Genomic DNA, 374 nt, shown 5'->3' with positions numbered 1-374 from the left:
CTGCTGCGCAAGAACGGGTTCAAGGTGTCCCCTCTCGCGGATGTAAACATCCGCTGCCCGTTGCCTGGCAGGGCATTGAAAATGCCCGAGAAGGGGGCAGCGGATGAGCGGGAAAGGCAACTGTAACGACAATTCCGCCCCCTATCGGCAGATTTGCTTTGCACATCGCCTGCCGGGCAACGGTCGAAAGCTTCTTCAAGTCGCTGAAAGCCGAACTGGTATGGCGGCACAACTGGCAAACCCGCCGCGAAGTCGAGGTCGCCCTCTTCCCCTCTCATGGTTTGCAAGCAAACCATTGCCGGGCAACGGAATACATCAACGGCTTCTACAACCCACGCCGCAAACACTCAGCCCACGGCTGGAAATCACCCGTG

1 pseudogene is annotated in these 374 nt (G+C 58.6%); it reads left to right on the top strand.

The annotated features are described in order from the left end of the window. Nucleotides 1-103: 103 nt before the first annotated feature. Nucleotides 104-374, top strand: a pseudogene (locus EGN72_RS00180) (hypothetical protein); the annotation flags it as partial.

This window comes from Pseudorhodobacter sp. E13 (assembly GCF_003991405.1).
Taxonomy (GTDB): domain Bacteria; phylum Pseudomonadota; class Alphaproteobacteria; order Rhodobacterales; family Rhodobacteraceae; genus Pseudorhodobacter.
The sequence above is the reverse complement of the archived record's forward strand: the minus strand, read 5'-3'. Positions and strand labels throughout refer to the sequence as shown.